Consider the following 26,112-nt stretch of genomic DNA (forward strand, 5'->3'; position numbering starts at 1 on the left):
CCTTTATAGATCCTCATTATCGTTTGCTGGTGATTGTTCAGCTGTTTTATTGCTCATTAATTTAGTCAACTCATATAGTTGACTATAATTATTTTCAAAGAGATACAGTAACTGATCCCAATCATTTAGTTCGGGCATAGTTTCAAATAAACGATGGTTCTTGGCAAGCACCAAGGCATTCGTCTGTAACGCCGTCCGCTTTGTGTAATGAATCTGACTAATAAAATTGCCTATCACATCTTCGATCAACCTAATTTCATTCGGATTAATCAGTTGTTCAGGCGTTAAGACAGGTGTTTTGGCGCGGCGTTTGGCTTCAAAATCATCCTGCCAAGTTTCAAAACTAGCCTGGTACTCACGTTCACCATTGGTTTGCGCATCATCATTAGCGGTCAGTTTATCCGCCAACTGTTTCATTTCGTCAAAATTCAGTCGACTATCTTGCACGGTTAGTCCCTCGTTCCCTTGGACTTGCTGCGCTAATTCTTCATAGTACGGCGTAAAATCTTGGAACATATCCTCATAGGTTAAATGTTTCGTGTGATTTTTAATGCGTAAGTCTGTCGTGTAGTAGTCTAGCCGGAAACTCTCACCAATCAGGTCACGTGTATTCGGCATCAATGTTGCTTGCGTATTAAAGATCGGTAACGGTCGCACACGGTGGCCCTTCTTATCCAAACGCTTGGCTTGCCGTAACATGATCATTTCCCGACTAGTCATTTCCTGTAATTCTTTTGGTGACCGTAAGGGCATCTTTTCAATTGACATTTGCCGATTACCACGGTCTTGTTGTTGCGTTCCCATTTGGGAGTTCACAATTTCCTTTTGCACCTCAATTTCACCTAAACTATCTGAAATGCTTTTATTTGTTTCGGCATCTTTGGTTTGAATTAAGACCGTGTTTAACATATTGTTCTTAATTTCAGATACCTCCTCATTGTTATAATGTTTTCCAATTTGGGCTTCATCTTGCACATACATAATCACGATATGTCCATAGGTCAGACCTCGGGTTAAGAAATTATCAAATCCGGGTATCCGGGGGAACATCGAAAACTCGTTTAATTTATAAAAAATACGCTGATCCATCTGACGACGGGTAATATTTGAGGCAATTTGGGTATTGATTGAGAACACCTGTCCTAAAAACAAAGAAGCTAATGCCGCATAATTGTCATTATTTTGAGGGGTTACTAAGAACATCGCAATCGGCTTTTCTGAATACCGCAAACTAAACGTCGCCGTTTTTTGTTCAAAAAGATTAAACCTTTTTTGCTTAACGACTAATTTCTCAATTGGCAACCGGCTATTTTTGTCCAGTTTAATTGTGCCATCAAGGTTTCTCTTGACCCGCTTTTCACCAAAAATTGTTAAACTCGTTTCCCGTAAATGAATCGGATTACTTGTATCATTGAACTGAATATGAATTGCCCAACTTACAGGAAAAAGCTGTTGGAACGGATAAGTAATGACACCTGAACGACTCACTTTAACAGCATCTTGTTCTAAATAATCAGGCGTTATAATACCTTTTGTTTTCGTTAAATCGTGTAGTTCCACTTTTGCCGTTGCCCCCGCATATGCTAAAGGTAAAGTCGCTTTAAACATCCGTGGAAACCCATAATCAGTCATTTTAATGGTTGACCGTGAGGTTAACCGAGCGACCGTTTCCGAAGCAAATAAACTAATCCGACTCTGCAACGTAAACATGATTGATGACTTCGTGTCCCCCGTTGATCCTAAGTACGAGCCTGCCTTTAAAATGGCTTCATTGACAATGGGGGGCATTGGATCAAGCTTTTGCAACATTTGAAAATACTTCGTTAGCCCATCCAAATTTTTGTCCTGAGGATCATTAAATTGGTTCACTGAATTAATGAATTGCGGGACCCCTGTCGGTGTCGCTAATGTTGGGTCATTATGCTCAATTGCTAACCAAATAAGAATTAACACGATCGCTAACTGAGTGGCTTCCGCTGTATCATCCCAGACCCCATTTTCAGCATTACTATCTTTAGAAGCCCCAATGATCTGCACTACGACCATGGCCTCATCACGCGCTTTATCTAATTCACCATCTAACGCATAATCAAGAGCCACTTGAAAGGGATTCCACGTCTCTGACCAATCCGTATCAGCAATATTTAATAGTTGGACTTCAAAGCCTGCTCGCTCCAAGGCTTTAAAGGACATCTTGCCATCTTCATTTTCAGCATCTGTATCAATGATATTTGGCGGATTTTCTCCCCGTCTTAATAAATCAATTAGAATATAACCTAGTAATTGATCTTTACCCGCACGAGTAGCACCGATAATGACTTCATGTGTGGGCGTATCATCTATATAATAATAGCCTGCATACCCACCAGTGACGCTTAATTGCCGCCCTAACATTTTTTCTAAGTGTGGGGATTTAACTAAGCATTGATAAAGTGCTTGTGTCCGTTTGCCCCAATGTTCCCGATTAATCCCTAAAAATCCTTTAAGCCATTGTTTGATTGCCAAAAACGGATGCAACTTAAAGAATGGCCATGAATAACCTGAAATATGGGAAACAGGCATGCCCGCTTGGGCATTATAAAATTGATTTCGATCAGGCACTAATTGATAAGTTTGGTCAATTTCTTTTAAACTCGCAAAACGGTTATAATCAACGGTTCGATCACTGAATTTCTGCACCCAGTCATACCAATTACGAATGCCTAATCGTAAGATTAAAGCAAAAATAACCTCCATTAACCCCCAGGTAATAAAGGAGGTATCTTGTAAAACACCTCCCGCCATTGAAAAGGCAATAAAATCACGGAAATAGGACCAACTAAAAGTCGGTTGAAAATAAATATCAAACCAATTGAACACTAAATTACCGAGCCCTGAGCGTAATAGGTACCAGAGACATTTCGCAAAAGTGCCGACTAATAAGGCCAAGAACAGACCGACAATCACGTATAAGCTAAACGTCAGCAGTTGATACCACAGTTTTCCTCGTAAACGAACCCGACTTTGATGCACATAATTTTGTTCATGACTGTAGGGATTACCCCAAAATTCATTAGGATTGGTCGATAATCCGAACCATATTTTAGCTTGTTTGGATAAATTAAAGTGGGCAAGGTGCTTATTTTTATGATTTTTACGCATCAACTGACCTCCTCACTAGGTTGCAGGGTCGTTTGATCAAATTGGGTCACCACCGCTTGCCAATCACCACGTGGATGGGTTTGGTCAGGTGGATTACCCCAAGCCCGAAAAATAAATGAATGTCCATTCGTTTTACCAGTCCGCCGTTCCTCTAAAATGGCTTCTGCCATTTGGGCTTCTACAAATTCCATAATGCTATCATCCAACGGTCGGACGCCTCTGGACTTGCGATATCCTTTATCTAACAGAAAATCAATCAAAGGAGACGCTTTAATTCGTTCATCGTCGACCACTTCAAATCCTTCCCCAAAACTTGGAATTAAGTTGGTGACTTGATCCGCCCGATAAATCAGGTTGTAACCTTGCTGTTGCGCTTGGCTATTAAGCTGCCGTAACTTCAAATCAATGATTGCTTTAACATCAGGTTCTGCCAACGGCTCATACACAATAATGGCGCCAATACGACTAATAAACTCTTGACGTAAGTCAGCCCCCAACAAGGCGTTCTCAAAGTTCTTTTCAAAAGTAACTTGATTATTCGTGTCTTGGCGGTACGCATCACTTTTGGCAGCCCGTTCAATAATTAATTGGTGACCAATATTGGTGGTCATCACCACAATTAAATCCTTAAAGTTAATGGTTTGCCCGCGTTCATTAGTTAACCGTCCATCATCAAGGATTTGCAGCAATAAATCTAAGACCATGGGGTCTGCTTTTTCAATCTCATCCAACAATAAGACGGCATACGGGTGAAATTTTACGGCTTCAGCAGCCCGTTCAGCAAACCGTTGCATCGATTGCTTGGCAAATTTAAATTCCGACATGTCAAAACGAATTAACTGGCGTTCGTCACCGAAGTAATGTGTTGCCAAGGCTTTGGCTGTTTCGGTCTTACCTACTCCAGGAGTACCCGCTAATAAGAACGATAACGGTTTACTCATATCCCCCAAGCCTGCGGCTCGAATCCGAATACTATCAACGATTTTATGCAAGGCAGCATCTTGCCCAATGACTTGTTGTTGCATCCGTTCATATAAGCGGAATAATCGGTTATCATCTTTTTCAGTTAATACCGCCATGGGAACGTGATATCGCTCATGAATAATGCTGGCAATATCTGTTTCCGATACCACGTCGTGATTATTAAGCTTGGCAGCAACCAAGGCATTATCTAGTAACGTGATCGCTTTTTCAGGGAAATAGTGATTGGTTATGTAGCGATCCGCAAATCGAATCACCCGATCTAAGGATTCATCAGTCACTGCGACATGAGTTACTTTTGTAAGATTATTAGCAACCTTTTTTAAGGTTGCTTTTGTCTGCTCAGGCGTAAATTCGTCAAGAATTACTTTGTCAAAACGACGTTCCATTGCATTATCAGATTCAATATATTGTTTAAATTCTGCCGTTGTGGTGGCGCCAATCACCTGGATTTCGCCTCGGCCAATTGCTGGCTTTAAGATGTTAGCGGCATCCATACCTGAACTACCTTCTGATCCAGTCCCAATTAACTCATGCATCTCATCAATGAATAACAAGTATTGCGGATTAGCTTTAACCTCGTCCACAATGTGATGTAAGTTTGAGGCAAAACTGCCACCATCGGTGGCCTCCATTAACGCGGATAGCTCCAATGAAATAATTTCACGCTTCGCCAAGGTCCCTTTTAATAGATCATCATGAGCTTGGATGCGCTTCGCCAATTCTTCAACAAGTGCGGTTTTCCCAACACCCGCCTCACCTAGAATAGCCGCACTATTTTTCTTCGTTTGATTAAGAATACGCACTAATTGCCCCAACGCGTTCTCACGATCATACGCCCCATAATGCGTGGGATTTTCTGTCACCAAGTGTGAAAAGTTTGTTGTAAAACGATCAAGATAGGGCGTTTTTATCATTCGTCAGCCACCTCCCGTTTAATATCACGCAATTGTGAACGATGCGTCTGACCTGATAAGTCAGGGCGTACTGGTTTAAGATTGTGCGTCATCGTGTCAATATCTTGTGTTGTAAATAAGGCTTCAATGCCTTTTCCTGCTTGCCGTTGGGCAATTCGTTTAGCATGCACGGCGGTTTCCTCAGCCAGGGCAGCATTAATTGCAGCCATGACCTGATCATTTTGTTTAATCTCTTCTAAGTGTTGCCTTAAATTAGCTTGTGCCTGTTTGGTTTCCATTGGGTTAGTCCCTCCTTTTTCTTGTGCATCACTTGACTGGTGCCACGGTACAGCCGTCGCTGGGAGCACCTCACTAGTTAAATTGAAAACTGACTGAATAGTTTACTTGCTGTTGATCAAATGATAAGGTGATTTCGTAAGGGTCATCCAATGCTGGCTCACCTGCTGGAAATAGCTGCTGGTAATGCGTTGTCGTGACTGGTAACACCAATAATTCCTCATCATTTGCCGTGGCTAGTGCCAGTAAATAACGGTCTTGGTCATGGACTACTTGTACTAAGTATCCTTGTATTTTTTTAATCATGAATGACTTCTCCCTGCTTCGATCACATTGGTCTTTTCTTGTGCTTGATCTTGTAATACTTGTTGTAGCGCCGTTTGTGTTACTTTGTTTTGCTGACTGACCCGTTGGGTCAGGGCTTGGGGTTTGCCATTCGATAAGTGATGACTTAAATAATCCGTGACATTCGTACTGGCTTTAGTGACCCGATTTAAGAACTGATCATCTTGCTTATTTAATTGCGGGACTCGTTGTAAATGATTCGTCCAGTCGCTCATATATTTTTCACTAATCACCCCAGGTTCAATGCCCACATTTTTTAAAATGACGTAACTGGTCATTTCAGCTTCTAATTCTTTAACGCCTGATGATAATGGCTGATCCATATTTTGATGGAGGGCAACATGCCCCACTTCATGTGCTAACGTGGCAATCCGATCAGTAACTGGTAAATCTGGTCGTAAAACAATCATCACATTATCAGGCTTTTGTCGATTAATGATGGTCGCTCCTTTAGCAATTCCTTGACTGGTCATGGGTTGATGGTCTGCTAAAAATTGAATGGCGCCGCCATCTTGGTCGACCACCCGAGCATGTTGTTCATTTGCCGCATAATTTTTTAAGGTTTGATAGACTTTTTCTAATTGGTCTGGTGATTGGTCAGTTGCTAGGTTGACTGGTCGATTAGGCAGTAATTGCGGTAAATCATCCAACTTCGCATTAGTTTGTTTCACATCAAAAACTGTTTCAATAGGATAATGTTGGACTGAACGAACTTCCAAATCGCCTGCTTTAGCGGCCTGCCGTTGGGCAGGCGTTGCATCACGCCAGTATACCCGTTCATTTTCTGCAGTAATGATTGATCTTAAATTAACGGGCGCACCAAAAATCTTCAGACCTTTTTCACCCTTATTAACTTGAATCCCCCGTTCGGCAAATTGTTTATAACCCATCACAATCGTGGCATCTTGGCGTTGCCCATAAATTAATTGCGTGTTACGAGGGGAATAGTTTTGCCCTTGCGCCACAAAATCCAAGTAACGTTGGACTGCAACGGGATCATTTTGATAATTAGCTACCTGCGTTAAGGCGTCTTTAATCACTTGTTGGTTTTTCAGGCGGGTTTGCGTTTGGCGTTCTTGACGCGAACTCGGATGTTGACTTGTTGCTTTAGACGTTGGCTTTGGACTGACAACATCTTTGGATTCAGTGGGCTTCACGGCCTGTTTTGAGTGCCCAGACGACGTCTGGTTAACCTTAAATTGTTCTAATGCCGTTAACCGTTGCTTGTTTTCGCTCATACTCAGGGGCTTAATACCAGTCACCCCCGCTTGTAATTGTTCGTTCCAATCCTTACCTTTAACGGGCACTTCACGGATGTTTTCAACCCCCTCAAAACGTAAGACATCAAATTTATCAGCAACCTGATAGCCTGCTAAATCATTATCCGTTGCCAAGACAAGATGCTTTGGTAAATGACCGTTATTCACATTCATGCGGTCAAGTTGGGCCAAGACTTTCTGATGATCAACCCCTGATATCGATAAAAAGGTTGTATTCGTGTTAGCTAGTTGACTGAAATTCATTTGCGCATACGACAAGGCATCAATGGGTGATTCAAAGACAATTAGTCGATCAGCCCCATTGCCTGTCCGAAAGTTATAACCATACTTGGTCTGGGATCCACTCGCAATTTTTTTCTGCGTGCCCCGCTTACCATATTTCTCAAAGTCAACGGATGTTCCCTGTTGATCTAAACCAACCACTTGCCTTTGATCATCAAACCAAGGAAACAGTAACGCTGGTTTTTGCCAAGTCTTTGTTTTCGAGTCTTGATAGGCCATACCTTGTTTGATGAAACCAGCTTGCGCTAGTTGATGGATAAATTGGGCATCAAAACCACGTTCATGAACTAAATAGTGTTCTGAATTGGTCGTGGTTTGCGCCGTGCGCCACTTTGACCAGTCAAAGTGATATGCAGACGGTTGAGCGTCTGCCTGATACTTAGATTTGGTTTGTGTGTCTTGCTGATTGTAATAACGCGCATAAGCTGTCCACTTGATCCAGGCTTCTTTTAATGAAACGTTGTCATAGGCGGCAATAAAATTTCCTAAATCACCACTCAAATGTCGTGAGTTCCAATAAAAAATATTTTTATCTAAATTAATTAAGCAACTATCATGTTCCACCAATCGTAAACGATTATGTTCTACCGTATAAGCAATACCTTGATAGTCTAAATAGCCTTGAATCGGTAATGCTTTCATTGCTTGTCGATTAATACTCATGTGGCTGCCCCTCCTGATCATCAGAGTCATCCTTTGGTTGATCAAGTGGGTGGACGCCTTGAATAAAATCGGCAATCTCTTCTAAGTTGGTGGTTTTTAACTGCTTCTGCAAGTCCACAAACAGTTCTCGCTGAATCTCCTTTTCTAAAGTAACGATGTCGGCTTTCACTTGTTTTTGCTTAGCTTCTAAATGATTTAATTCTTGTTGTTTCTTACTTAAGCGTTCCTTCAATTTTTTAACGGCCATGTTTTTCCTCCTATTTTTCGGTGCTTACCGATTAATAGGCTCATCATAAACAATTTATTAAAGGCGATGTAAATGTTGTCAACTCAGATTTCAAATTCACCAAATCCCTATTTCCCCAGTCCCCGTAAACGGGGGTCAAAGGCTTGGCTTTCGCCAAACTACCTGTAAGTCGCTGACTTCTGTCTTGTGTGCCAATCATTTATAGCAGGCACCAGTTGTTCCTAAGTCACCAGTGACTAAGGACAACTAAGTGAAAAGACAAGGGTAAATAACACGGCTGCGCCGCCCTTGTCTTTTCACTGGCTCCCTGCAATAAACTCCCTGTCACAACGACAAAAGCCAGCGACAACAGGTAGTAGCTGGCAGAAAAAAATTGTGATAATAAGCATTTGTAAGGAGAGTGAACAAAGTATGCCCGTAACGCTTTTTCAACGTGCCCAAAAATTTGTGGCTTGTGGCGGTCAACAACCGCTTGATTTAGGAAATCAGACAGCTTTAATTGCAGATAGTAGCCCCGACAGCAAAGGCGGATACCCGATTCGCTTGTGGAAAATGACGGTCATGAATACGCCCGACTATCCCATTACTGCCGTTACTTATTGGCAAGCGACCCATAGTCGCTTACTCAAAAAAATACACCTTGGCAAAATTTTTCAAATTGCAAGTTTTCTATATTTGAAAGGATAAGTTGCCCATGGACTTTAGATTAATTAACACGGCAGAACAGCTACGCAAATTTATTGCTTTTTGTCACCTAGGTCAAGGACTTATCCTAGCGGATATATTGCGAACGAGTGATGATTTTATCATTCGCATTTGGTATACCATGACACCAACCACAACAGATGAGTTGTTAAGTTTTGATTGCGACTTTTGGTTTGTGAAAGATAATTTAACCCAAGTCGAATGGTATGAATTTTTATCCGTACTAGCACAAGTCGCTGATAATTTTGATGACAGCCTCATATACGAAATTTTTTAAAGGAGTATCAACATGACCCATAACTATTATGATGATTTTTCAAAACTACCCATTGCTAAAATGGCGCAAGCTATGGCAGATATAACCTACGGTTATCAAGAAACCAAAGTCCCTAAAGAACACTACAAAAAAGCTTTAGGCACTGGTTATGAAGAAATGGTGTCGGCAAACGTCAGTGTAAAATTAGTTGAAACGATTTACAACATGCTAAATGGTCTCCAAAAAGAAAGCCCCCGACTATTCTTTCAAGCTTTAGTTTTAATCGATACTGGCGTTAAACCTAGTACTATGTCAGCTAACCAATACCAAGCGCTATCCGTTGCCACTGATGAATTTGAGCAAACAAAAAAGGCATATATGTTGAATGAACAAACACATACAACCTTTAATAATGTATTAGAGAACGGCACCTTGTATCACTTTAAAAATGAAGGAGACAACTAATGAAAGTACGCGTTTTATTTGAAGAATACAGACAAAAAGAAGTCACCCTTGAACTAACCCCTGAAATGAACGTGGACGATTTAAGTCAACAAGCCATGCAAATGTACGACAATGGCGAAATCGTCCTAAGTCCTGACGATACACAAAGTGTTCATCTCCATGTTAAAAACGATTTTGAAAGGTAGGTCGCTCATGAAAAAAGAAATCTTAGTAACGTATGAAGAAACTTTAACTCGAACGGTTGCTCTAACAGTCGATAATGAAAATGACCTTGACCAACAAGTGCGACAAGCCTACCAGCATGAACAAGTCGTTTTATCTGCGACTGACTTAATGAATGCTAAATATCACATCAATACGCCAACTGTTGACAATGGTTGGGTTGAAATTTAAATCACTGGGGCGTCCTGCGCCCTTTCTCTGCATGCCCCAGGCCCCGCAAGCGGGGTTCTTAAGCTACCTCCGACCCCATAAATGGGGACTAATCATGCGCTTTGCGCAATCCCTACTCAATCCTTGAACCTTTCTTTTTGCCATCCAAATAATAATATAGGCAGTGATTGCTAAGTGCGTTGCACTAAGCAACACTACGACAAATGACAAGGGTAAAATGCACGGCAAAGCCGCCCTTGTCATTTGCCAGTGCCTATATAATGATTCTCCTGTCAAAAAGCAAGTAACGTTCGTTTATTAAGCAGGGTTGACTTGCAGAAAAAAAGAGAGGCAGCACTATGATTAAAACAACCATCATAACCCCCATAGCAACCTATAACTTAACTATTGAAAAAACGAGGGCATCCGTTGCACTCATCATTAAAGCGGATCATCTACCCACAAAAACAACCTTTGAGTTACAGGTTAACGATGCCGCTACTGCCACCTATTTTTCACAGTATCTTAGTGGTGAGTTAGCCAGTCGATTCACAGCTAACATGCCTAATGCCGATTTTATGTCTAATCTACAAGCTTTAATCTCACAAGTGTTAGCTAACTGGAGTTGTTATAATAATGAAATTTACTAAACTAGCCGTTAGCGTTGCCTAACGGCACGCAAACTTATTTGGAATGTGGCTGCCAAAAAGATCGCCCTGATTAGATGGTATCGCTTAATTCATCATACCTGTGGGACGTTTGTCACCTGATGTTTTTTGCGGACACTCTCCTTATTAATCTGTTTTTTATTTAATCAGGAACCCCTCGCAATGAGGGAGTACATAAATCCAGACGAAAGGAATGATGCTTATGTATTTTTTTAATCCAGGTGCTTACTTCATTGGAAAAATGATGGGCCTTTTATTTGGCATAGTACTGATTTCTCTTCTTTTAATATTCAAAATCATTAGCCACATTTTTAAATTTTTGAGTTACTGGCTATGCGTTGGATTCTTCTTACTTGTTGGACTAGTGGGTGATGGTATTCGTCTGTTACTAAGGCGCTATCCTAAAATAAATTTAGCGTTGCCAAGTTGCGTTTTAAGTCTCATTCTAGTAAGTATTTTGGTCTTACTGATTGCAGGCTAAGATTGGTGGTGAAATAAATGAAAAAAGCATTCACAAAATGGTTTGATTTGGTGGCTCCCGAAACCTATTGTTCGCAAGGTAGCATGATTCCCAAAGACAAAAATATTCGTAACCACCAATTAGAAAAAGGACTAATTAAACAAAACCCCGTCAAAATAAAAAATAAAAACACTCATTATTTTGAGTAGCTAATGACTTACATAGCATGCTATGACATGCTTATAAACAAGGAGATACAAAATGAAAATAATAACTTTTGCAGCGATTAAAGGCGGCGTTGGCAAAACAACATTAACTTTTAATTATGGTGAATGGCTATCTAGCAACGGCTATAACGTTTTGTTAATTGATAGCGATCATCAGTGCAGTTTAACCCAAACCTATGATATTTATAAAGACCATGGCACCCTAGCAAACATTTTTACGAAGAATAGTGAAGTAGTAGAAATAATGCCGCTACATAAAAATTTATCTATTATTCCTGCATCAATGAACTTAGATACAATCAATAATGATCTTCAAATGAGAGCTAACAAAGAATTATTAATGTACATGTGGTTTGCCGACAACTATAACGAATTAAAAAAATTTGATTATGTCCTCATAGATACTCATCCAGATTTTTCAACGATCACACAAAATATGATTGTTATTTCAGATTTTGTATTCAGTCCGATTGAGCCTAGTGAATATGGTTTTATTGCCAAAAGTAATTTGTCAATAAGAATGGCTCAATTAAAACAAGATGTCATTAATGTTGAAAGTCGTCAAAGTTTTGTGACAGCAGAACTGAAGTTTATTGGTAATAGAATAAAACATAATACGAACTCATCACATGAATTTGTGGCACAAATGAAAAAAGATCCTCGAACAATTGCCTTAATTCCTGAAAGAGAAATATTTAATAAAACCACATTGAATCATGAACCCCTGATTAGTATGGCAAAAGAAAATAATTTATCGCAAACGACGCAGGCATTCTTCAAGAATATCAACAACATCTTTAATGCGTTTACTAATCAGGAACCATAATAAAATATAGCATAGCATAGTATGACCAAGATGGCCTTTGAAGATAAGATGGCACAACTACAAAGTAGTATGCCTAGCCAACCAGTAACAAGTGAAAAGCCTATACCTAGAGTCTCAAAGTCTTTCACTTTGAAGCAAGATTTAGCCAATGAACTCGCCAGCCGTGCTAAAGAAAATGATCTAACTGCCTCTAGATATTTGGAACATTTATTAAAAAAAGCATTTGATAAATAAAATGATAGTACTAGTGTTTATCTCGCTTCTCATTATTTATATTGGGATTATAATTTATGATACAAACAACAATCAGAGAAATGACAAGTTTAGGTGCTAACTTTTTGATTATCTAACGTAATTATTTGTGAAATTGTCTGAACACATGCTATAATTTAAATATAAACAAAAAGCCCCGTGCTGCAAACACGGAGCCCAGGTTACTTCAACGGTGGCTGATTTTGAATAACTTTAAACCGCCTGACTCGTCAAAGTGATAGGCGGTTTTTTAGTATGTCTTACTTCTTGTGGTTGTCGAGATAACTCAACAACGCCAACAAGAAGCTCCCGAACAATATCATCAATGATATTACGTCGTGAACAGACATTTTGGGCTAACCCTCCTTTCGTCAGATTTTGGTGTCCATGAATCACATTCATAGGCATCACCTTCTTTCCGATTGAAAAGTCAGCCACCGCCTTTAACCTGTTCCTCTATTATACCATAAAAACATGCTAAAAGCACGATAATGCTAGTTTTCGTGACATGTTTTATATACCTTTTAAATCTTTTTTGCTATCAATTCATCACTTACCGTTGATGTCATATTTTTTGCATCATCTACCGTACTTGATAAATGTCAGCTGGACTTTTTTTGCAAGGAGTAACACTCGTTCATTAAGCAGCGTTGACTTGCAGAAAATAATGATAAACACTTGGGAAAGTGGCTGCCCTAAAGATCACCTTGATTTAGTGTACTTTCTGTATGTGCATGCACGTACACATACCTCCTTATAATAATATAATGTTAAATGATCCGACGAATCAGGATCCCTCGATACAGAGGGATTCATAAATACAATCAATCCAAATGAGCCTTGTTTATCAATAATCGTTGATTTCTTAATTGATATTGCCTTATGACCGTTAATTTTAGGTTTTAAACTGGTTTAATTGGTCTAGATTGTGAATTTGAAAGATTTTTATACTTGTGAAATAAGCTAGTCATTAAAAATCTATTTTGTGAAATGACGTTACCTCACAAACGACTGGCAATCCCGTCAAATCAACAACTTACAATATTAGAGGTTATGTCAACTTAGATTGGTATAGATGTTATTAAGCTAATAGTTTGGATATTTTGGGCGACTTAGCTAATTAAAAAAGTAGAAACAGATATCATCACATCTGTTTCTACCTCTAAGGTTAATATATTATCAACTTATGTAAATACATACATTTAAAAAATCACAAAAAATTTTTATTATATACTTCCATAAATAATTTAGTTAATTTAAATTGTTCAATTAGTTGCAGTGTTTTATTTGAATTTAATATTCTATACAAACAATTAATGACCATTCTTTTTTCAACTGGATCATCTAAGTTGGATTTGTATAATCTTGATAATAAAACTGATAAATAATCTTTTTGAATATCTAAAAAGATATCAAACAAATTATTAAATATTTTTTTATCAGTATAAGTTTGAATTCTCTTTGAAAATTGATTTTTATCTATAACAACAGAATGTGAGTTTGGTGCACTAACTCCTTCAAAGTGTTCTGTATTTAGACCATTAGTGTTTGATAGTAATTGACTAGGAAAATAATCTTCTATCGATCTTTTTATATCTTCTTCTTGAGTATTAAGACCAATTATATTAAAATCCATTGTTACTGCTATATATAAATTTTTATATACTCGGTAAAATCCTTTAGTCTTTAACTCCTTTATTATAACATTACATTTAAAACCATAATGTTTATATTTTTTGCTACAAATTATGCTTATAAAATTCCCTAATGGTGAGTTACGACTATAAAGTTCAAAATCATATAATAATACTGTTGGTTTTATTGAAAAAGTCTTTTTTTCAAAATATTTTGAATAATTAATAAAGTGTTGGTCAGTAGCGCGACCAACATATATTTCGAATATTTTTATTAAACTTTTGCCGCCGGTATGTAAATTAAATAGACGAGAAAAAATAGACTTCTTATTAATTTCAGTATCTGCATCATAAATTTTTAAATCAAAATCATCAACATCCAATATCTTTTTAGCTTTTTTAATATAAAGTGGGTCTGTTTTACCCTCTGTGAATAAAGTAATAAAATCTCCATATAAAAAAAACTTATAAAATATAAACTTACTATATTCAAGTTCCTTTCCAGAAAACTCATTAATAACTTCATGAGTTTCCTTATTTTCTGTTGAAGAAACCACATGTCGTTTATAGTCTATAGGTGTAATAGCTTGATACTCAAATCCCGATAAATGATCTGAGTATAAAGTTCGATTCTGATTTTCTATATTATATATTTGATTCAAACGCCCTTCTATAATTTTCATTGGAGCTTTATTGAAATTTTTAACATAATAATCACGATAAATTTGTTGGTTATTATAAAACTCATCATAAATATAAAAATGATTTGCGATGGCTCTTGTTTGTTTATAAAATTCCAAAGGTACGGAAACTTTTTTATTATTTGTTAATCCTGTAACAGTATGCCGTACATCAGGTCCAGCAATTGATAATTTATCCCAATTAATTGAAAAACCTTGACTATTAATTATTTCACTTACTTTATTTATAAATTCTGTAAGCTTTTCGTTTATTGTGTAAGTGTCATTTGTTGAAAAAACTAAATCATCCGCATATCTTGTATAAACAAAATGATATTTTTTTGCAACTTTAACTAATACTAAATCTATTTTTTCGCCTAATAAATTTGAAATTATTGGTGAAACCGGTGATCCTTGAGTTAGATGACCGTCATAGCAGCACAATTTAGTCATAATAGTTGAAACAGTATAATTTAGCATAAATTTTGAATTATACTGTAAAAATCCGTTTATTCTTTTAAAAGTTATTTCATCAAAAAAATTACAAATATCAAGATGCAATACATACTTTTTATTCCTATGAATCTGGGCATTTATGAAAACACTTTTACCATTTTGATACGCTTGACTTATATTACTAAATTTATAATTTTTATATCTTAATTGATTCTCAATTAGAATTTTTATTTTATATTGTATGGATTTTAATTGCTTATCTGGAGCGTTAATATGCCGAACATCATTAGAATATTTCTTCTTTAAGTAGATATCACTATAATGTGCAGATACATCATTGAAAATTTTATAAAATATTTTTGGAAAACTTATAGATTGAGTACTCATTAAATAATTTATAATATCATTTTTAGTGTTTAAATCACTTATTTTTTTATAACTCATATTATTTCCTAAATTAAAGCAGGCTTGCCTTTTACGAAGTACAGCATTTTGCGTGAAATTCCACATAGATTAAGCTAAAGTAAGACTGTCATCCTACTAAAACATTGGCTTATTTTAGTCAATATTTTTTTAATTCCTAAGAAACTTAGGACAAAAATACCAAGCCTGCTAATGTTATTGTACTACTTCAATATAATATTTAATATAATTTTTAAATTAAATTTTCTGATTTATACAACATTTATAAATATTACTTTAGTTTTAATCTGAATGCTCTGAGTAAAAGGACATTATCATTTCTTATTCGAACTGAACCCTATGAGTTAGAGAAAAATTCATTGGGTTTTATTATATTCAAAAAATAAATTCAAATTGCCGCAGTTATAGAGTATCTCTCTAGACTTAGTCAAAGCGTCGCTCGTAGTAAATATCAAATCAAAGGTTCTGCGATAATCTACAATATTGGGATTATACCCAAAAATGAGTTTTTCTTTTTAGAATGGTTACATTATAATTAATGCCAAATAACTGTCTCTTAAAAAAATTAATTAGAAATTAAATGTCTAACAATAATTAATGAATGATTGATTAACACTATATATAAAGGAATTTATTATGATTGAAGAATTAGAAGCATTACTAAAGACTCCTGCTCAAAAATTATATTTTACAAATAATCAAGTTGATTTCATGCTTAAAAATATTGGAAATATCAATCCTTATATTAGAGATAATTTAGTTTACACATTGTTTACTACAAGTTTTATGAACAATGTCTTTACTTTAGTACAACAAGAACATATTATTAAGTATTTTTTTAATAATGATTTACTATTCGTAGACATACTTGAACCTCAAAATGATTATGTCTTTACCCGATCTTTTAGTGCGCTATTAGGAGGAATTCTTTTAGAATGTGATGATAATACCAGTATTCTTAATGACAGCCAACAAAAAGAACTGTTCAAGTGGAGCGTTCAGTATCTAAAGTTGGAAAATGATTACCGGGGTTTTGTTACTGACAAAGGTTGGGCACATGCCATTGCTCATGGCAGCGATTTTTTAGGAAGCTCACTAAGTCATACTAAATTCCATTTAACTAATGTTAATGAATTATTTATCACTCTTCAAAAAGTCATTAATCGATTAGAAACACCTTTTTGGATAATGAAGAAGCCCGTTTATCATCAGCTTTTAAGTTAGGGGTTCAAGCAGAAAACATTTCAGTTGGGGACTTTATTAAAGGTATTCAATATACTGATAAATAATTGTGGCAGCAATATGATGCTACTAAACTAAATACTTGCTATCGATTATATGCCTGGATACATATACTACATCACTGGTTAATTTTCTTTTCAAATGATTCAAAAATCAAAACAATTATTAAACAAAAATTAGATTACTACTATTGTAAAATGGGTTATCGTTTTTAAAACTTATCTTGAAAATAAATTGAGAAATTATCGGTAATTGTTAAGATAGCCCGTATTATGTCAACCTGGATTGGTCTAGTTAACGTAAAACACATAAACTATTAATTTTTGTAGTCATAATTTTATAATTAAATAATCACAAAAATACCCCGAAAGTTAAATTTTTACTTTAACTTTCGGGGAACACCTCAATTATCAGCCTTATAAATGCGTACACTTTAGTTCTAAAACTAATAAAGCAGAAACAGATATCGTTATATCTGCTTCTGCTTTCTAGTGTTAATTTGATTAACGAATAATCAAAACGATATTAAATTTTGTTTCCATCATATGATTACACATCAAATGGACTATTCATCCGGTTCAAGCAAACTGTTAAACACTTCTTGTGGTAACTCGAGGTCACTATGGGCCGCTTGTCGTTTATTAATACTCTGTCGTCTTAACAAAGCTTGTTTTTTAGAAACACTATACGCATTGCCATTAACAGCTGCATTTTTACGTAATGGTGGAATATCCACACGCGCAATAGCCTTACCATTAACAATTGCTTGTGCTGGCATTGGGTATAAACGACGTGGCACAGTATACTTTAGTTTATGAACTAATGATGTTGATTGTTTTTGTACGTCAACCTGAGCATAATTGATTTGGACATTAACCTTGACAACATCAGCCATTTCGTAACCTAAAAATTCAGTAGACAATGTTGCATAACCATGCGACACTGACTTTAATTGATTAAAGAAACAATACGCGATCTCAGATAGTGGCATTTTATAAACTAAAACAATCAATTTTCCTTCATTTGTCATGTCCATAAATTCACCTTTAAAGTTCTGAGCTAGCGTCATTACTTCACCAAGTAACTGACTATCTGTTGTAATTTCTGCCTTAACCATTGGTTCTTCAACATAATCAATCACCGAAAAATCTGGAAAACTAGCCGGATTAGTGACAGTCAAAATCTGACCTTGTTCCTTTGTACGCTCATTTAAGTGAACTTTGTATGTAACATTGGGTGCTGTAGTTAATACATCAACGCCATATTCATCATGCAAGCGTTCTTTAATAATCTGTAAATGAAAAATTCCCCAAAAGCCACCACGATAGCCGGGTCCTAATGCATCTGACGTTTCTGGAACCATCTCTAATGGTGAATCATTTAATGCAATACGGTCAACCGCTTCGCTCATGATTTTTTATAATCGCCTAACGGATAAATACCAGCGTATACCATTGGTCGTGCCGGCTCATAACCAGGCAAAGGTTCCGTAGTGCCATCCACTTGTAGTGTAACTGTATCACCAACGCGCACTTCTTTAGGATTTTTAATTCCCATCACAATGTTAACCAACACTACCTTGTTGTAACTCATCAGTAGCTTTTCGATCAGGACCGAAAATACCAATTTCTTTTGCAATAAAGTTAAGATTATTGGTCATAAATTTCAACTGTTGCCCCGTCTTTATGTTTCCATCAAATAAACGAACATGTGCAATGACACCCTTATATAAATCATATTCATAATCAAAAATCAACGCTTTTAAAGATGATGCAAGATTGCTTTGCGGTGCTGGTATACGATCTACAACTGCCTCTAACACTTCATGAACACCTTGACCACTTTTAGCAGAAATATCAATAAAATCTGCTTGCTCTATTCGATCATCTAAGGCCATTACCTGATTTTTAGTTTCTTGAACTTGCGCATTAGGACTATCAATCTTATTAATGACTGGTACAATCGTTAAATTAGCTTTTTTAGCCAATCGATAATTTGCAATAGTTTGTGCCTGCACCCCTTGGGTTGCATCGACTAATAAAATAACACCTTCGCCCGCCATTAAACTCTTTGATACCTAATAGTTAAAATCAACGTGTCCTAGAGTATCAATCAAATTAAGTGCATATACCTGACCATCATCAGCTTGATATTCGTTATGAACCGAACGTGATTTTACCGTCACACCATGCTTCTTTTCAACCGATAATCCATCCAAAAGTTGATCTTGACTATCACGCATATCAATCGTATGTGTTTCTTCCATAATGCGGTCAGCTAAAGTTGACTTTCCATGGTCAATGTGTGCAACAATTGAAAAATTTCTTATTTTTAATGTATTCATTTTATTTTCTCCATATTTGTTATTGTTTTTTTAAGAACAACATGGAGTAGCATGTGATTCTTTTATAATGACATACCAACAAACATAATATTATGACTCATTGCGAGCACCTCCTTTGTTTATCCAGCTCAGTTTACAACAATAAAAGCTGAGACGTCAATACGTCTCAGCCCTTATTTGGAGCAATTGTAAACAGTGTGAAAATCATGAAGTTGTCTAATTAAATTTACGAACCTTTGGTTTATTAATAAGCAGTTAAAAGTGTTTTGTAATGTATGTTGATTAATAGTTCAAGTGAATTTTTAAAGCGTACACTTTAAAACTATAAAACCAGCAAGAATATCAATAACCCGCACAAATTTGTTTCAAATTACCAGTTTATCTGTCAGACAATGAAGTGATGAATATGACATTTTACGATGGCCCTTTACACCTTTTCCAATGGTATGCATTTCATTAACCCGTGGAGGTTTTTGAATTTACCGTTTTGGGTCCGCAAACAAAGACTTCATCAATTACTAAACTATTCGGATTACTAGGTGCTGGTAAGATGGCGTAAAGAACGGTTACCACCATCACCACTAGAAAAAGGCCTTTTGAAAACGTTAATTGATACGAAAACGCTTTGGATAGCATGATATAGGTAACTATGAAAAAGCCTCCTAATACCGCTAAATAAAAGTCGTGGTTGTTTCTGCCAGATGTTGTTGCCCGGTGAAAATTCACGATAGTTATAACCTTGCATAGTACTTCTCCCATAGTAATAAAGTGATTATTTTCTTGAATAACTATGCTTATCATAATAGAAAAGAAACTCTTTATGTAAAAATGTCCCATCAGTCACTTAACAGATTGCACAATAAAAGAGTCAACCCATTGGATTGACTCATAAATGAATGATGTTTATTTTTAGGGTTTCACTACATTTTTTTGAAACTGCATTTTCATAAAAATTATTGTAATCGGTATAATTAGTAAGAGTAAGATCAACATGAACTTCCAAAATTCAGTAAAGAAAGAGCTACTTTCAATATTTTTTTGAATGATTTTAAATAAATAATAACCAGGAAAAAATTTCTGAATAGATATTAAAATTTCAACAAATTTGCCATACGACCCAGACACCCAAGTATCAATTGGAACCATCAATAAACCAACAATCATCATTAATGGCATGCTTAAAGTTGTAATTGTTTTACTATCAAAGAAAATACCTAGGAAAAAACCAAATACTCATAGATATATACCTAAAATGAGTAGTAAAGGTAAAACCCAAAAATTATTCAAGTGAAATTTGATCATATTTGTTAAAAGAGCTGTAACTATTACAACTAGGCAAATTAAGATATTTAGAATAGTCTGTACGACTATTTGGTCTAATAACCAATTTTGTATTTTATAAGATGTTGTTTTTATTTGTAATTGAAAAAAATGATTCGTATTACTGATTGTTTTTGAAAAAGTAACAATTGAATTTCCAAGAATACCAATTGTACTAAACATATAAAGCCAGAGATATGCAAATTTTTCACTATAAAATCCTGAATCTTTCGAAATATTAATCATCATAAAGAACCAAATAAGTGGCAAAATTAATGTGAAAAATATGAATCGTTTATTCCGAAATGTTTCCTTTAATTGTATCCATATCATTATATTTTTAGCTCTCCTCTTTATTATTTATCCGATACCACTGTTCAATTGTTTGATTATTAGAATGGATATCTGAAACGGATGCTTCCTTAGCAATCACAACGTCTTTAAGCAGAATAATTTTTGAAAAATATTTGTCAATTTGATTAAAATCATGCGTTACAGTTAAAACACTGCCACTTATTTGATCTAAATAATCCCAAAAAAAATCAATTGTTTCTAAGTCCATCCCAACAGTAGGCTCATCTAAGATTAGTAACTTCGTTGGCTTTAGTAGGCTAATTAATAATGATAGTCGTCTCTTTTGTCCTCCAGACAACTTACTAATGATGATATTTTTTTGAGTATCTAATCTAAAATCCTTAAGTAATTTATTAATATTATTAACATTTTTGCTTTTTTTCATTTTTGCAGCTAGTAAGACTTGTTCTTCTACCTTCAATGATTCAATAAGAACATTATCTTGTGGAATGACTCCAAGGTCTTCAGTTGTATCAAAAAAACGTGATACTTCGCCTTGATCATTATCTAATAGACCAATAATAATATTGATAATTGTTGATTTACCAGAACCATTACCACCTAAAAGAGCAATTCTATCACGACCATAAATTGAAAAACTGACATTCTTTAATACTGGATCAGTAAATGACTTCCTAATATTTTGTAATTTTAAAACTAATTCATTAGCTGATTGTTTGCCTGACAATAAGTAATCTAGGGTAACTGAAAAAATTCCTGACAATGCAATTAATCGACTAATATCTGGTTCTGCTTCACCTTTTTCCCATTTTGAAATAGCTTGTCTAGAAATATGTAATTTCTGAGCTAATTCAGCCTGGGACAGCCGCCGTTTTTGTCTCAACAACTTTAATTGAATACTAAATATGTTTTCCATTTTTAAAAGCAACCTTTTTAAATTTATTTTTTAATAATTCTTATATTAAAAAAAATATAAATTTTGTCAATATAACTACTGTAACCGTTATATTGACAAGGTTGCAACCATAAGTTGCAACCTAATTTTTATAAGCTTTTCTCAAAATATACAGTTTGTATCTCACTTAAAAAATTCCAGTAACTACAATCTCATTAGTAATTTTAAATTTTTCAATCCATCTATTTTAATTTAGTGAGATGGACTTTTATTGTTCGTAATGTATTAAGTCTTTCATATTAGTACAATTTCTCCTGATTTCAAAAAGACCTATTAAGTTTATCAAGTCACTTTAAACCCACAATGTCATTGATTATTTGATGGTTCTCAGCTTTTTTTATAAAACTATCAATTCTGCCATTTTGAAATGGACTCATTTATTACTAGCTATTAAAAAACTCAAAAGGTATTAAAACGCCTTCTTAAACAACTAATCAAATGATCTTATGGATGGCAGGCATCAATCATCGTATTAATCAAATTAATCTACAGATTATGGTTTTCATAGTTTTAAAACGTATACTTTAAGAACTCGCTTTGAATTATTTAATCAGCATGCATTACAAAACACTTTTAACAACTTATTAATAAACAAAAGTTCTGAAACAATTTCACAACTTTCACACTATTTGCAATAGAGACTAAAATTTTTAATTAAAACGCACCACTATCAGCGCTTAAATTAAAATTTTTATAAACCGATTCACGTAATCTTTTGTTCACTATTATAAAAAACGTTCGCGTCGAAATATTGTTATTTTTAGGCAATATATATCAAAAAAAGACATGCTAAATAACATGTCTCTGTTCTTGGTAAATATATTGTACAATTTCTAAATTAAATTTTAGTAATAGATTTTTAGTTACTATTTTGAATTTGAGACTATTTTTTTCTCACGTTTTAATATTTTTCGATCATTTAATACTAAATAAATTGTCAAAATAAAAATCAAAACTAAAGCAATAAAAATCACTGCGGAATTAGCCCCCCAGCCAAATTTATCAACTAATAGACCAATAAATGCTGTTGCACTTACCTCTCCCAAAACGTACTGAAAGAAGCCAATAAATCCAGTTGAAACACCGACTGCAAAATTAGGAACTGCTTCATTAAGCATTAAACCTATTAATGTAGCAGGTGCATAAATTAAACTCCCCATGAAAAACAAATCAACGGTAATCAACATTTGATTGCTACTCATAAAATAAATTAGTAATGAAACAGTTAATCCCACTAGACACCATAAACAAACTAAAGCACGTTGTCCTTTTAGTTTATCAGACAACATCCCCATAATAATAACACCTGGCACAGCTGCAATCTCAAATATACCAACAAGCCACTTTGCAAATGAAGTACTGAAACCCTTAGTTGGCAAGTAACTGGGAATCCAGCTCATAATTCCATATCGAATAATATAAATCGCCATAGACGTTAAAGCAATCGCCAAAACAATTTTATTAAGTAGGATGTACTTAATAAATACTTGCATAATCGAAAGGTTTGTTTGACTAGTAGAAGCATTTTCACCATCATCAATAATTTCTAAGTCATTTTCGTACTCAGAAACTAGTGGCAAACCTTCAGCTTCTGGGCTTTCATAATTGATGAAAAACATTAAGGTACCAATTACAATTGACACTACTGAAGCCGTTAAAAATATAGCTGATAACGAATTATTAAATAATAATGCCCCTAATTCCACTGTCATTACGCATAAGAAAGCACCTGCGTTATGCGCTGAAGACCAAATTGCGTAGGCTGTTCCACGCCTCTTTTTTGAGAACCATAAACTAATCTCACGTTAACAAGCAGGAGCACCCATTGCTTGAGTAGCTGACATTAATAACATTAAGCCTGTGATAATATAAAAATTATGGGTAAAAGCCAAACCGGCATTAAAAATTGCTGAAAAATATAGCCCAATAATTAAAAAATATTTTGTACTTGCCTTATCAGATAAAGCTCCCATAAATAGTTTAGATATACCATAACCAACACCAAAAGTTGATAAGACAAGCCCAATTTGTCCTATTGAAAAATTATATTCCTTCATTATAGCATGTTGTTCAGTTGTAAAAACTAAGCGAATAATGTAATAAGAAATATAAGATAAACAAGTTGCAATTAAAACACCCAATTGCTTTTTCTTATACGTACTTTCTATTTTTTCCGTTGATACTTTAAAATTTGAACCAGTTGATGATGCTAACCAATTAAACATAAGATTCTCCTCTATTGAAAGCGCTATCATATGATTACCAATTTTTATGATAACATGGACAACTTAACCCATCAACATCATAGAACGATAAAATACAACACTTTTTTCTAATTAATTCATAACTATTTAAAATGAACGATATTATTTTCTTTTCACCATGAAAATAATATAACTTCAAAATATTCAAAATTTATATCATATTTAAACTATTATACTTATTAAATTTTTAAATAATATTCTACTCACAAAGTTATACCTAAAAAGCAGCTGAATTTTATATTTATAATTTTTATTTTTTATTTTTCCTTTAAAGTTCACTGCTATCTTTACTTAAATTAAATATGTACTCAGACATTGTAACTATAATTTTATGATTTTGACCATTATAAATTAGCGTAAAGCGTTATGACTTAATTGGTTCGCAAAATTTTGTGTTTATGTGGCAAACACGTTAACTGTTAATTAATGTCGGTCATTGGAACAAAATATTATTATCCAGAAACGTACCTTGTAATGACAATTGACTAACTTTGTGATATTTATTAACTTTAAACACCTGTCAACACCTGTCGGTCTTGACAGACATTTTTTCTGACTAAATTTTGATAATCTGACGGCGGTGATTAAACATCTTTTTATCAACAAATAGTCTGACATAAACCGTGTCACTTACTCCGAGGTGTTTTTAACATTTTCACTTGGTTACACCTCCCAAATTTTTATTCATCAACATGCCATTGTTGGTGATACTTCGTTAACAAAAGTAACAGGGTGTAAATTGTCACAATACTTTGCGTAGTTACAGCAGCATTGAAATAGTTTATAAAGTAATTGTACCAGTAACGACAGCACTAACATTAGTCCTTTCATTGATAGTGAGCGCCGAATGGTATAAAAATTTAAATGACTTGCCTTACCCTACCATTTGAAAAGCAGATAACATGTCATAGACCGCATTAGTTAATAAATAGGGTTTTAATTGATTTCCTCCTGATGTGGCTAAGTGGGTTACCTGTTTAAAAAAATGGGTGGGCCCATGCTTAATATTTAAAAACAAACGCACCTATCATAAATACTAAACTAACCATAACGATTAACATTATTATGTTTTTCATTGAACATCCTGAACCTGCCCTAATACTGTATTAAATGCAGTATAACCTGAAAGAATTTCTTTCAATTAATTTCACGATTATTATATAAATGAATAGGTTTCTCTGCACTTCATTTAATCTTTCAACACGAAAATATAATTCTTACACAGGCATTGTTGATTATATTTCATCGCATTGTATTTACACGGATCGTCCATATCAAAAGGTTTTCACAGATGTTCGTCGAGTGTCAGACACAATGGCAGAGCGTGCTTTTGCTTATTTTACTGCATATATTGATGCTTACAGTAGTGATATTTTCACCTTTTCACCCAACCGTATAGTTTGTCATAAAGACATTAGACGAACTACTACAAAATAGGCTAGAGTTGAATTATCGAATGACAATTCACTCTGACTGAGGTTTACAGTATCAAAATGATGAGTATGTATCAAGACTAGCCGTGTATTCCAGAGCATAAGTCGTAAGCAACGTGTCTTGACACTGCTATGGCTGAAAGTATTTCTTACATTTTGAATGTCGAAATAATACACAACGATCATTATCAAAGTTATGACGAACTCAAGTCAGACGTAACTAATTATATTTTTATTATTACAATAATAAGCAGAATAAAACAAAACTGGCTGGAAAAACTCCGATTCAATACCGAAAGCTTTCCGACCAATTATCTGCTTCAACTTTACTCCAATTTTTGAGGTTCAGTTCATGCTTTCATGGCAGTGATTTTTTTGGAAACTCGCTAAGCCCATTTAACTAATTCTTCAAAAAGTCATAAATTGGTTAGAAAAACTTTTTGAAGAAAAATAGGCCCACTTAACATCAACCTTTAAGTTAGGTTTCAAGCAGAAATTATTTCAATCGAAGCATTTATTAAAGATATTCAATTTGTTAATAAGGGATTCTGAAAGCAATACGATGCGACAAAACTAAATACTCGCTATCAATTATATGCACGGATACGTATACTACATCACTGGTTAATTTTTTTCAAATGATACAAAAATCAAAACATTTATCAAGTAAAAATTATCTGAAA

At 34.9% G+C, this 26,112-nt stretch carries 19 protein-coding genes and 2 pseudogenes; 10 read left to right on the top strand and 11 right to left on the bottom strand.

What is annotated here, in order from left to right; translation table 11 throughout:
• Nucleotides 1-3: 3 nt before the first annotated feature.
• The 6 genes from AC3B5D_RS03785 to AC3B5D_RS03810 all read right to left on the bottom strand — a co-directional run bounded on the left by AC3B5D_RS03785 (nucleotide 4) and on the right by AC3B5D_RS03810 (nucleotide 8,132).
• Entirely contained in the window at nucleotides 4-3,141 is a 3,138-nt protein-coding gene (locus AC3B5D_RS03785) for a type IV secretory system conjugative DNA transfer family protein (protein ID WP_489839426.1), read from the bottom strand.
• Complete coding sequence (locus tag AC3B5D_RS03790) at nucleotides 3,141-5,039, bottom strand: AAA family ATPase (protein ID WP_489839425.1); 1,899 nt, start codon at nucleotides 5,037-5,039, stop codon at nucleotides 3,141-3,143. Before AC3B5D_RS03790 ends, AC3B5D_RS03785 begins: the two co-directional genes overlap by 1 nt.
• The gene (locus AC3B5D_RS03795) at nucleotides 5,036-5,317 is read right to left on the bottom strand and encodes a hypothetical protein (RefSeq protein WP_489839424.1); all 282 of its coding nucleotides are present in this window, start codon (nucleotides 5,315-5,317) and stop codon (nucleotides 5,036-5,038) included. Before AC3B5D_RS03795 ends, AC3B5D_RS03790 begins: the two co-directional genes overlap by 4 nt.
• Before the next feature lie 73 nt (nucleotides 5,318-5,390).
• A complete protein-coding gene (locus AC3B5D_RS03800; RefSeq protein ID WP_489839423.1) occupies nucleotides 5,391-5,621 on the bottom strand; it encodes a hypothetical protein in 231 nt (76 codons plus the stop codon).
• Nucleotides 5,618-7,885, bottom strand: a complete 2,268-nt coding sequence (locus AC3B5D_RS03805) for a toprim domain-containing protein (RefSeq protein WP_489839422.1) — start codon at nucleotides 7,883-7,885, stop codon at nucleotides 5,618-5,620. Before AC3B5D_RS03805 ends, AC3B5D_RS03800 begins: the two co-directional genes overlap by 4 nt.
• Complete coding sequence (locus AC3B5D_RS03810; RefSeq protein WP_489839421.1) at nucleotides 7,875-8,132, bottom strand: hypothetical protein; 258 nt, start codon at nucleotides 8,130-8,132, stop codon at nucleotides 7,875-7,877. Before AC3B5D_RS03810 ends, AC3B5D_RS03805 begins: the two co-directional genes overlap by 11 nt.
• 411 nt (nucleotides 8,133-8,543) lie before the next feature.
• Here AC3B5D_RS03810 and AC3B5D_RS03815 point away from each other — a divergent pair, with 411 nt between their 5' ends.
• The 9 genes from AC3B5D_RS03815 (at nucleotide 8,544) to AC3B5D_RS03855 (ending at nucleotide 12,345) form a co-directional block, all read left to right on the top strand.
• Nucleotides 8,544-8,819 carry a hypothetical protein gene (locus AC3B5D_RS03815; protein ID WP_489839420.1) on the top strand — a complete coding sequence of 92 codons (276 nt, stop codon included), beginning with the start codon at nucleotides 8,544-8,546 and terminating at the stop codon, nucleotides 8,817-8,819.
• A 7-nt stretch (nucleotides 8,820-8,826) separates the two neighbouring features.
• Complete coding sequence (locus tag AC3B5D_RS03820) at nucleotides 8,827-9,114, top strand: hypothetical protein (RefSeq protein WP_489839419.1); 288 nt, start codon at nucleotides 8,827-8,829, stop codon at nucleotides 9,112-9,114.
• Nucleotides 9,115-9,126: 12 nt separating this feature from the next.
• Nucleotides 9,127-9,558: a hypothetical protein gene (locus AC3B5D_RS03825; RefSeq protein ID WP_489839418.1), complete on the top strand. Its 432-nt coding sequence runs from the start codon at nucleotides 9,127-9,129 to the stop codon at nucleotides 9,556-9,558.
• Nucleotides 9,558-9,743 (top strand): hypothetical protein, encoded by a 186-nt coding sequence (locus AC3B5D_RS03830; RefSeq protein WP_489839417.1) that lies wholly within the window; start codon nucleotides 9,558-9,560, stop codon nucleotides 9,741-9,743. Before AC3B5D_RS03825 ends, AC3B5D_RS03830 begins: the two co-directional genes overlap by 1 nt.
• Nucleotides 9,744-9,750: 7 nt before the next feature.
• On the top strand, nucleotides 9,751-9,951 hold the full coding sequence (locus tag AC3B5D_RS03835) for a hypothetical protein (RefSeq protein ID WP_489839416.1): 201 nt from the start codon (nucleotides 9,751-9,753) through the stop codon (nucleotides 9,949-9,951).
• Nucleotides 9,952-10,289: 338 nt separating this feature from the next.
• Nucleotides 10,290-10,580, top strand: coding sequence for a hypothetical protein (locus tag AC3B5D_RS03840; RefSeq protein WP_489839415.1), 291 nt, complete (start codon nucleotides 10,290-10,292; stop codon nucleotides 10,578-10,580).
• A gap of 516 nt (nucleotides 10,581-11,096) precedes the next feature.
• Nucleotides 11,097-11,267 (top strand): hypothetical protein, encoded by a 171-nt coding sequence (locus AC3B5D_RS03845; RefSeq protein WP_489839414.1) that lies wholly within the window; start codon nucleotides 11,097-11,099, stop codon nucleotides 11,265-11,267.
• A 52-nt stretch (nucleotides 11,268-11,319) separates the two neighbouring features.
• Nucleotides 11,320-12,111, top strand: coding sequence for a ParA family protein (locus AC3B5D_RS03850; RefSeq protein WP_489839413.1), 792 nt, complete (start codon nucleotides 11,320-11,322; stop codon nucleotides 12,109-12,111).
• Between the two features lie 48 nt (nucleotides 12,112-12,159).
• Nucleotides 12,160-12,345, top strand: a complete 186-nt coding sequence (locus tag AC3B5D_RS03855) for a hypothetical protein (protein WP_489878289.1) — start codon at nucleotides 12,160-12,162, stop codon at nucleotides 12,343-12,345.
• A gap of 278 nt (nucleotides 12,346-12,623) precedes the next feature.
• On the opposite strand, the gene AC3B5D_RS03860 is transcribed toward AC3B5D_RS03855, so the two are convergent.
• Both AC3B5D_RS03860 and AC3B5D_RS03865 read right to left on the bottom strand, forming a co-directional pair.
• Nucleotides 12,624-12,713, bottom strand: coding sequence for a putative holin-like toxin (locus AC3B5D_RS03860; RefSeq protein ID WP_489839411.1), 90 nt, complete (start codon nucleotides 12,711-12,713; stop codon nucleotides 12,624-12,626).
• 860 nt (nucleotides 12,714-13,573) lie between these two features.
• Complete coding sequence (locus AC3B5D_RS03865; RefSeq protein WP_489839410.1) at nucleotides 13,574-15,577, bottom strand: reverse transcriptase domain-containing protein; 2,004 nt, start codon at nucleotides 15,575-15,577, stop codon at nucleotides 13,574-13,576.
• 615 nt (nucleotides 15,578-16,192) lie between these two features.
• On the opposite strand from AC3B5D_RS03865, the gene AC3B5D_RS03870 reads away from it, so the two are divergent.
• Nucleotides 16,193-16,780: a DUF2785 domain-containing protein gene (locus tag AC3B5D_RS03870; RefSeq protein WP_489839409.1), complete on the top strand. Its 588-nt coding sequence runs from the start codon at nucleotides 16,193-16,195 to the stop codon at nucleotides 16,778-16,780.
• A gap of 583 nt (nucleotides 16,781-17,363) precedes the next feature.
• On the opposite strand, the pseudogene lepA reads toward AC3B5D_RS03870, so the two are convergent.
• The 3 genes and pseudogenes from lepA to AC3B5D_RS03885 form a co-directional block, all read right to left on the bottom strand.
• Nucleotides 17,364-19,142, bottom strand: a pseudogene (gene lepA, locus AC3B5D_RS03875) (translation elongation factor 4).
• 1,660 nt (nucleotides 19,143-20,802) lie between these two features.
• Complete coding sequence (locus tag AC3B5D_RS03880) at nucleotides 20,803-21,693, bottom strand: XRE family transcriptional regulator (RefSeq protein WP_489839408.1); 891 nt, start codon at nucleotides 21,691-21,693, stop codon at nucleotides 20,803-20,805.
• Between the two features lie 905 nt (nucleotides 21,694-22,598).
• A pseudogene (locus AC3B5D_RS03885) lies at nucleotides 22,599-23,957 on the bottom strand (MFS transporter).
• Nucleotides 23,958-26,112: the final 2,155 nt, after the last annotated feature.

It is taken from the genome of Weissella sp. ESL1177 (genome assembly GCF_058107185.1).